This window comes from Dokdonella sp., from assembly GCF_049593775.1.
Classification (GTDB): domain Bacteria; phylum Pseudomonadota; class Gammaproteobacteria; order Xanthomonadales; family Rhodanobacteraceae; genus Dokdonella.
Genome location: NZ_JBAWHJ010000380.1, coordinates 1 through 7,361 on the forward strand (window position 1 = coordinate 1; position 7,361 = coordinate 7,361).

Annotated in this window: 5 protein-coding genes and 1 pseudogene; 4 read left to right on the forward strand and 2 right to left on the reverse strand. The window is 61.5% G+C overall.

Going from position 1 to position 7,361, the window contains the following annotated elements; translation table 11 throughout:
* Positions 1 to 997, reverse strand: a 997-nt coding sequence (locus WBP53_RS13035) for a GAF domain-containing protein (protein ID WP_423929599.1), incomplete at its 3' end; no start/stop codon positions are given.
* 597 nt (positions 998 to 1,594) lie between these two features.
* On the opposite strand from WBP53_RS13035, the gene WBP53_RS13040 reads away from it, so the two are divergent.
* From WBP53_RS13040 to WBP53_RS13055, 4 genes are all read left to right on the forward strand, one after another.
* A complete protein-coding gene (locus WBP53_RS13040) occupies positions 1,595 to 3,637 on the forward strand; it encodes a dockerin type I domain-containing protein (RefSeq protein ID WP_423929601.1) in 2,043 nt (680 codons plus the stop codon).
* Between the two features lie 349 nt (positions 3,638 to 3,986).
* On the forward strand, positions 3,987 to 4,502 hold the full coding sequence (fabA, locus tag WBP53_RS13045; protein ID WP_423929603.1) for a 3-hydroxyacyl-[acyl-carrier-protein] dehydratase FabA: 516 nt from the start codon (positions 3,987 to 3,989) through the stop codon (positions 4,500 to 4,502).
* Position 4,503: 1 nt separating this feature from the next.
* On the forward strand, positions 4,504 to 5,712 hold the full coding sequence (fabB, locus tag WBP53_RS13050; RefSeq protein WP_423929605.1) for a beta-ketoacyl-ACP synthase I: 1,209 nt from the start codon (positions 4,504 to 4,506) through the stop codon (positions 5,710 to 5,712).
* 161 nt (positions 5,713 to 5,873) lie between these two features.
* Positions 5,874 to 6,128 carry a hypothetical protein gene (locus WBP53_RS13055; protein WP_423929607.1) on the forward strand — a complete coding sequence of 85 codons (255 nt, stop codon included), beginning with the start codon at positions 5,874 to 5,876 and terminating at the stop codon, positions 6,126 to 6,128.
* Positions 6,129 to 6,382: 254 nt separating this feature from the next.
* Here WBP53_RS13055 and WBP53_RS13060 read toward each other — a convergent pair.
* Positions 6,383 to 7,361 (reverse strand): annotated as a pseudogene (locus WBP53_RS13060) (pyridoxal-dependent decarboxylase); the annotation flags it as partial.

Genomic DNA, 7,361 nt, shown 5'->3' on the forward strand with positions numbered 1-7,361 from the left:
CCATGTCCACCAGTGACATTGCGCGCAAGTCGCTTTCGCTGAAACCGGTCAATCGCGTGAAAGTAGGATTTGCCTGCAGCGTTCGGCCTGACCGGTTGTCGTAGACGCAATACACCTCGAGAGACAGTTCGAAGAACCCATCGCGCTCTCGCACCTGTTCGATCAGATTTGCACTTTCGATCGCAATTGCGGTGACGGTCAGCATCTGATCGATGCAGTTGAGTTCGAAATCGCTGGGCTCACGGACCTCCTTGTAATACACAGCGAAACTGCCCAGGCATTGTCCACTGCTGCCGAAGATCGGTGTGGACCAGCAGGCCTTCAGGTCGTGTGACAGCGCGACCTCCCTGAACTCGGTCCAATAGGGGTGGGTGGCCACGTCGGCCACCACGACGCGCTTGCCGCTCCAGATGGCGGTGCCACAGGATCCCTGGCCTTCGCCGATCGCGGTGTTCTCGATGACCCGGTTGTAGCTTTCTGGAAGACTGGGAGCGGCTCCGATCTGCATGAGTTCGCCACTGGAGTCCAGCAGCAGGACTGAACACAGGGCGCCCTCGTGGAGTTCTTCATGCAGCAACGCGATGAGTTCGAGATTCTCGCTCACCGGATGCTGTGCCGCGATTCCGGTCAGAACTTCACGGTGACCTTCGTTCAGGCGCTCGCTGCGCCGTCGTTTGGTGACATCGAGAAACGTGATGCACGCCGAGCCTCTGTCCGGGTGGATTCTGCTTTCGATCCAGTGCCCGCCGGATCTCCAGCCGGTCTCGAGGGTGATGACTTCCTGGCGTTCGATGGCAACCTGCAACGAGTGCCGCAGCGAATTCCCTGCCATCGCCGGAAGGTGGCTCCATGGTGCTTCGCCCAGCAGGGTTTCCGCCGGGCCATCAAGGAGTTCGGCCATCGCGGAGCTGAAGAACGTGCAACGCCCTTCCGCATCCAGTACCAGATAGGCTCCCGGGTGCTGTTCAGCATTGGTCGTTGGACACGCCGGTTCCATGACACTTTCCCTGCATCTTGAAGGCCGCCAGAGGAACCCTTTCCCGAGCTCCACAGCCTGATGGCCAGATTCTGCAATCTATATCTAGTTTGCCGGACACACAAATGCTGCCTGTACCTTCCCGAGTCGGGCATGGCCAGAGTCAGCACTCTGAAAGCACCCATTCGCGGCGAATCCTTGCCAATGGCCGCAACAACTCAGGCCGGGCCCCACGAAACAATTATTGACGCCCGTGTACAGGAGACAGGTGGTGTCGGCCTTCTATTCGGGCCGAGAATTCAGCTTCCCTGCAGGGAATTGCCAAACCACGGGGCGGAGCCCTAATGTGGCGATCACGCGAAATCAGGCTGCCCGAATGGCCCGTACGGCTGTTTCCCGGTGCCCTTGTTGCCCTTCCTTTCTCGAGCAGATGCAGGCAAGCGACGCTCCCGGGTTCAGGGGCTCGGTCTCTGTGCCGGGCTGTTTGGCCTGGGGTGCGCGTCTGAGCGACAAACCATGAACTGCGTGGCAATTGAATTCAGCGTGGCTTGACGCGCGTCAATGCGTGCCCCGAACGGGCAGTCGACGATCCGTTGACCGTCGGCTCGGGAGTGCGCCATGAATCAGCGCGATTCACGTTCACGTTCATGCATGGCCCTGGGCCAGGTACTTGCGTGGCTGCTGATCCTGATACAGCCCATTGATGCCCTTGCCGACGCTGTTCCAGCGACCCTTCGTGACTTCCATCTCTCCGGAACCCAGGTCGGTGATGCAAACGCCGAGTCATTCCAGTCTCCGCAGCAGTGCTCGGCCTGTCATTCCGATACCGGCGGCAGCGCGGATCCCTATGCCAGCTGGAAAGGCAGCCTGATGGCCAATGGGGGTCGCGACCCGTTGTTTTTCGCCCAGCTCGCCACGGCCAATCAGGATGTCGCCAATGTCGGCTACTTCTGCCTTCGATGCCATGTACCGATGGCCGTCGTCAGTGGCACGGTGGAAGTTCCTGACGGCAGCGCGCTAAGTGAGCGCGACCGTGACGGTATCGATTGTCACTTCTGCCATGCAATGGCGAATCCGCGCTACGGGGAGGGCTCCAGCCCGCCGCGCGATGCCACGATTCTCGCCGCGCTGGAGTCCGTGCCCGTGCATACTGGCAATGCGATGTTCGTTCTCGATCCGGACGGTGTGCGTCGCGGACCGCGCGGGGATACCGAGCCCTCGCATGAGCTGCTGGTATCGCCGTATCACCGCAGCGGCGCTCTTTGCGGGACTTGCCATGACGTGGGCAACGTGGCGGTCTCTCGCCAGGCAGACGGCAGCTATCGGTACAACGCGCTCGACACGCCACCGGAAAGTGAAGACCTCGCCAGCCACTTCCCGCTGGAGCGAACCTATACGGAGTGGAAATTGTCTGCATTTGCTACAGGCGGTGTAGACATGGATGGGCGTTTCGGCGGGGACGGCGGTGGCGTGGTATCGACCTGCCAGGATTGCCACATGCCCGTTCGCGCCGGCCTCGCCTGCCGATTTGGTCCGCAGCGTGACGATCTGCGCAGCCATGATTTCGCCGGCGCATCCTCCTGGTCACTCGATATCATCGGTCGCTACTACGCAGATGATCCAGCTGTCGATCAGCAAGCACTGGCTGTCGGCATGGCGGCGGCGGACGACATGCTCGGCCGTGCTGCTTCGCTCGATCTGCACCAGGAAGCCGGTGGCGTGCTGCGCGCCAGGGTCATCAACGAGAGCGGACACAAGTTGCCGACCGGCCATATCGAGGGGCGTCGCGCCTGGGTACAGGTCCGCCTGCGCAACGGACAGGGCAATCTGGTCCGCGAATATGGCGGATACGATACGGCGACGGCCGAACTCGACGAAACGGGCACCATGGTCTATGAAATGGCCGTGGGCCTGTCTGCGGCCGCGGCGGCGGCAACCGGAAATGTCCCCGGACGCACGACGCACATGGCTCTGGCCGATACCATCGTCAAGGACACGCGGATACCACCGCGCGGCTTCAGCAACGACGACTATGCCGCAGCCGGAGCCCCTGTGGTGGGGCGCCGGTACGCCGATGGCCAGTACTGGGACGATGCGCGATTCTGGTTGCCAACTGCGGCGGTGACCGCCGAGGTCACTGTCTACTATCAGACCGTCACCAGGCACTATATCGAGGCCTTGCGCGACGCCAACCAGACTGATCACTGGGGCCAGACCCTGCATGACCTGTGGGAGGACAGCGGTCGTGCCCCACCGATCACAATGGCGACGGGCGTCCTTGCGCTGGATGGATTCACGCGCGGAGATTTCGATGGCGACGGCGACATCGATTCGCAGGATGCCGAGCGGTTTGCCGAATGTCTTGCCGGGACGGTCGATGCCGAGACTTGTCGGGCGGGAGATTTTGATGGGGACGGCCTGGTCGATTGCAGCGATGCGGCTGCGCTGATTGCCGCATGGACTGAACCGCAACCGGGCCCCGGCTTCGACGCCTGCCAAGGCTCGGCAATTCATGCCATTCCCACCCTTTTGCCGCGGACACTGACCTTGCTTGCAGGCCTGCTGATGATGATTGGCGCAGTACGACTCGGGCACCCGCGATTCCTGCGGCAGCGGAATCGTGTTCGCTCTTTTCGGGGTGGATCCGCATGGTCGGGCTGACTATCGCGTTTCGATCGTGCAAGGAACGCCTGCGCGCGCAAGGATGAGGTCTTGCATGGGCCCAGCCGCTGGCCCTGGTTTGCCCTCCTGCGCCGGTTCAGGAGCCTGACCATCACGGTCCACCGGGCCGGTTCGCGCTGCGGGATCAAGCTGCCGCGTGGCGATGACGATCCTGAACAGGACGCGTCAGAGCAAGCCAGCAGATGGCCAGGATCTGCGGACCGCAGGACGCCCGACTTCGCTTCCCTGATACCGTACTGGTGCGCATGGAGTTGGGAGCTTGACGGGTGTCATTACATTAAACGGTCGAATCCCCTAGTCTTGTCGGCTTCCCTCTGAAGAAACGTCAATGACAAAGCTCGACAAGTACAACGCAGAACAGCTTCTGGAATGCGCGCGTGGCGGACTCTTCGGCGATAACAACGCGCGCCTGCCTGCGCCACCCATGCTGATGTTCGATCGCATCACGACCGTCGCATCTGATGCAGGGCGATACGGCAAGGGCTTGCTGTGTGCTGAGCTCGATATCCGCCCGGATCTGTGGTTTTTCGGCTGCCACTTTATCGGTGATCCGGTGATGCCGGGATGCCTCGGTCTTGACGCGATGTGGCAGCTGGCAGGTTTCTATCTGCCCTGGCTCGGCGAGCCGGGGCGGGGTCGTGCGCTTGGCGTCGGTGGCGTCAAATTCACCGGACAGGTGCTTCCCGATGCGCGCTTGGTGCGCTACGAAATCCATGTTCGCCGCGTGATGCGTGGCAAGCTGGCGCTGGTCATTGCAGATGGAGATACCTTTGTCGATGACCGCAAGATCTATGTGGCCAAGGATCTGCGCGTCGGCTTGTTCCAATCCACCGAGGGCTTCTGAGATGCGTCGAGTTGTCGTCACCGGAACGGGTATCGTGTCTTGCCTTGGCGATGTGGCATCCAACGTGTCGTGCGCCCTGCGCGATGGCCTGAGCGGCATCCGCGCCGTACCCGATTTTCTCGACCACGGCCTTCGCAGCCAGATTGCCGGTATCCCGCAAACTGATATCGACGCAAGCATTGATCGCAAGCTCAGGCGATTCATGGGAGATGCCGCCGCTTACAGCTACCTGGCCATGCGCGATGCCATTGCCGATGCAGGCTTGGCGATGGATCAGGTCTGTCATCCGCGAACCGGGGTGATTGCCGGGTCGGGTGGTGGCTCCGCGAAATGGCAGATCGAAACGGGAGACCTCCTGCGCGAAAAGGGGGTGCGCCGGATCGGGCCGTACATGGTCCCGCGCACGATGTGTTCCACCGTATCGGCAACACTCGCTACCGCCTTCGGCATTCTGGGGCTGAGCTACTCCATCGCAGCCGCTTGCGCGACCTCGGCTCATTGCATCGGTGCGGCGGCTGACCTGATTCGGCATGGAGCCCAGGATGTGATGTTCGCGGGTGGTGGCGAGGAGGTGCATTGGGGAATGACCGCCCAGTTTGACGCAATGGGCGCATTGTCCAGTGGTTTCAACGACTCTCCGCAAGTGGCATCAAGGCCGTACGACGCTGGCCGCGACGGTTTCGTCATTGCCGGTGGAGGAGGCATGCTGGTGCTCGAAGACTACGAGCATGCCAAGGCAAGAGGTGCGAGCATCCACGCGGAATTGGTCGGCTACGGAGTGACCTCCGATGGCGCCGACATGGTCGCCCCCTCGGGTGAAGGTGCGGCGCGCTGCATGCGCATGGCCCTGCGTGAGATCGACGGTACGATCGACTACCTCAACACCCACGGCACCTCGACGCCGCTCGGCGACCTGATCGAGTTGCGAGCGATCCGTGAAGTGTTTGGTGAAACGCCGCCGCCGATCTCTTCCACGAAGGCGCTGACTGGCCATGCGCTCGGCGCCGCGAGCGTGCACGAAGCGATATACAGCTTGTTGATGATGAAGGACGATTACATCGCCGGCTCGGCAAACATCGAAAGCCTGGATCCGCTCGCCAACGGGTTTCCGATTGTGCGCGAGTCGCGCAGCGCGAATCTGAATACCGTCATGTCCAACAGTTTCGGATTCGGCGGCACGAACGCCAGCCTGATCTTCGCGCGCGTCTAGGGGAGCGCTGTCAGGACGATATCCCGAGATCCGATGCACGCCTTCGGGCACAAGCCAGCCTGCGCTTGACCGCGATCAATGCAGCGCCAGGCAAAGACACCGACCATGCGATTGCCCGAAGCCTCCAGCTTCGGTTTCTTCAATCGATGAGGTCACACGACATGCAGTTCACCACAATCCATCCGATAACCCAGATCATGGCTGCCGCCATCACCGATGCGGTGCGTGAGTACGATGCCGGTGCCATTGTCCGTGCCGAGGTTTCGAGCCAAAGAGTGATGATCGAGGGCGACCTCTCGGTTGCCCAGGCCAGAGCGGCCCTGTTCATGGCGCATTGTGATCCTGTCGAATTGCAGGATGGCGCGGATCTTGTCCACATCCAGGGCGGCCACACCTGCTGCGGTCATTGCACCTGAGATTGTCTGCCATTGCGCCACCCGATGCTGTGGAGCAATCAAGGAAGTCTGTGCCACCTCAGGGACCAGGGGCTGGTCGGCATCCTGACAGGAGCGGATCGTCCACCCGCTGCATGCGCGATTCAATCGAGCTCAGGCTTCGCGCGGACGACAGCGGGTGGGCAGTGCCATTCGCTCGCGAGCAAAGTTCGGCAGCTGGTCTCCGCATCGCACAGCCACGAGTTCAGCCGCAACGTACGGAGTTGCTCCCGCCATCAGGAATGCCTCAGCTGGCGCACGCGTTCTTCGAGATAGCCGAAATACAAATCGATATAGCTGATGCCGTTCTCGTGATCGATCAGGTAGGGGTTCATCAACGTATGGCGCAGGATCACCAGCCGATCATCGCCATCTCCCGATCCATCGAGCGAGGCGGTATCGAGGCCTAGTTGATCGAGGATGCGGCGCATTTCGATCTCGCCCAAGGCTTCCGGGCGCAAGGTAGTCATTGAGCCGAAGAACTGTTTCAGTTGTAGCGGCTGGCGCGGGTCAGCGCGCATGTCGTCATGCAATTTGCGCACGAATGCGTTGGCCGTGGCTACACCGGCGTTGCCGCGAGGATTGAGCGCAAGGCAAACCAGGTTGCTGTCTGGCTGAAACGGGACCATCGCCGAAACATGCTCCCGCATCTCCGTGGCAAACCGGGTAGCGCGCAGATGGAATGCCTCGGCGGCGAGGATTGTCTGCCGGGTCAGGCGGCCAAAATGCAAATGGTCGAGTGGTAACACACGATGGGTGACGTACACCGCCGCCACGTTGGCGCCGGATTTGGAGCCCTCCAGGATGAACTGTCCGAGGCTGCGGTATCGATCGAGATATCCCTTGGTCGTCGAGTCGGAAAAGACGTAGTCGGCTTCTTCCGAAAGCAGTGCGGTAACGCGATGATCGCGACAGATGAATGCGCCGGTGCCAAAAGGCAGGTAGCCAAGCTTGTGCGGATCGATGGTGATCGAGTCGGTATCGGCGATTGCAGCTATTGACGCGTAGACCTCAGGTGCCGGAAACGCGTTGTAACCCTTGGCGATGTCGTCGCGACTGCGCAGGCTGCCATCCTCGTTGCGGAAGACCGTGGCGAGATAGCCGCCCCAGGCGGCATCCACATGTACGGAATGCCCGAGTCCACCGGCCGCTGCGCGCTCGCGTGCCGCCAGGATGCGGTCGACCGGATCGAAAGTGCCGTACTCGGTGGTTCCG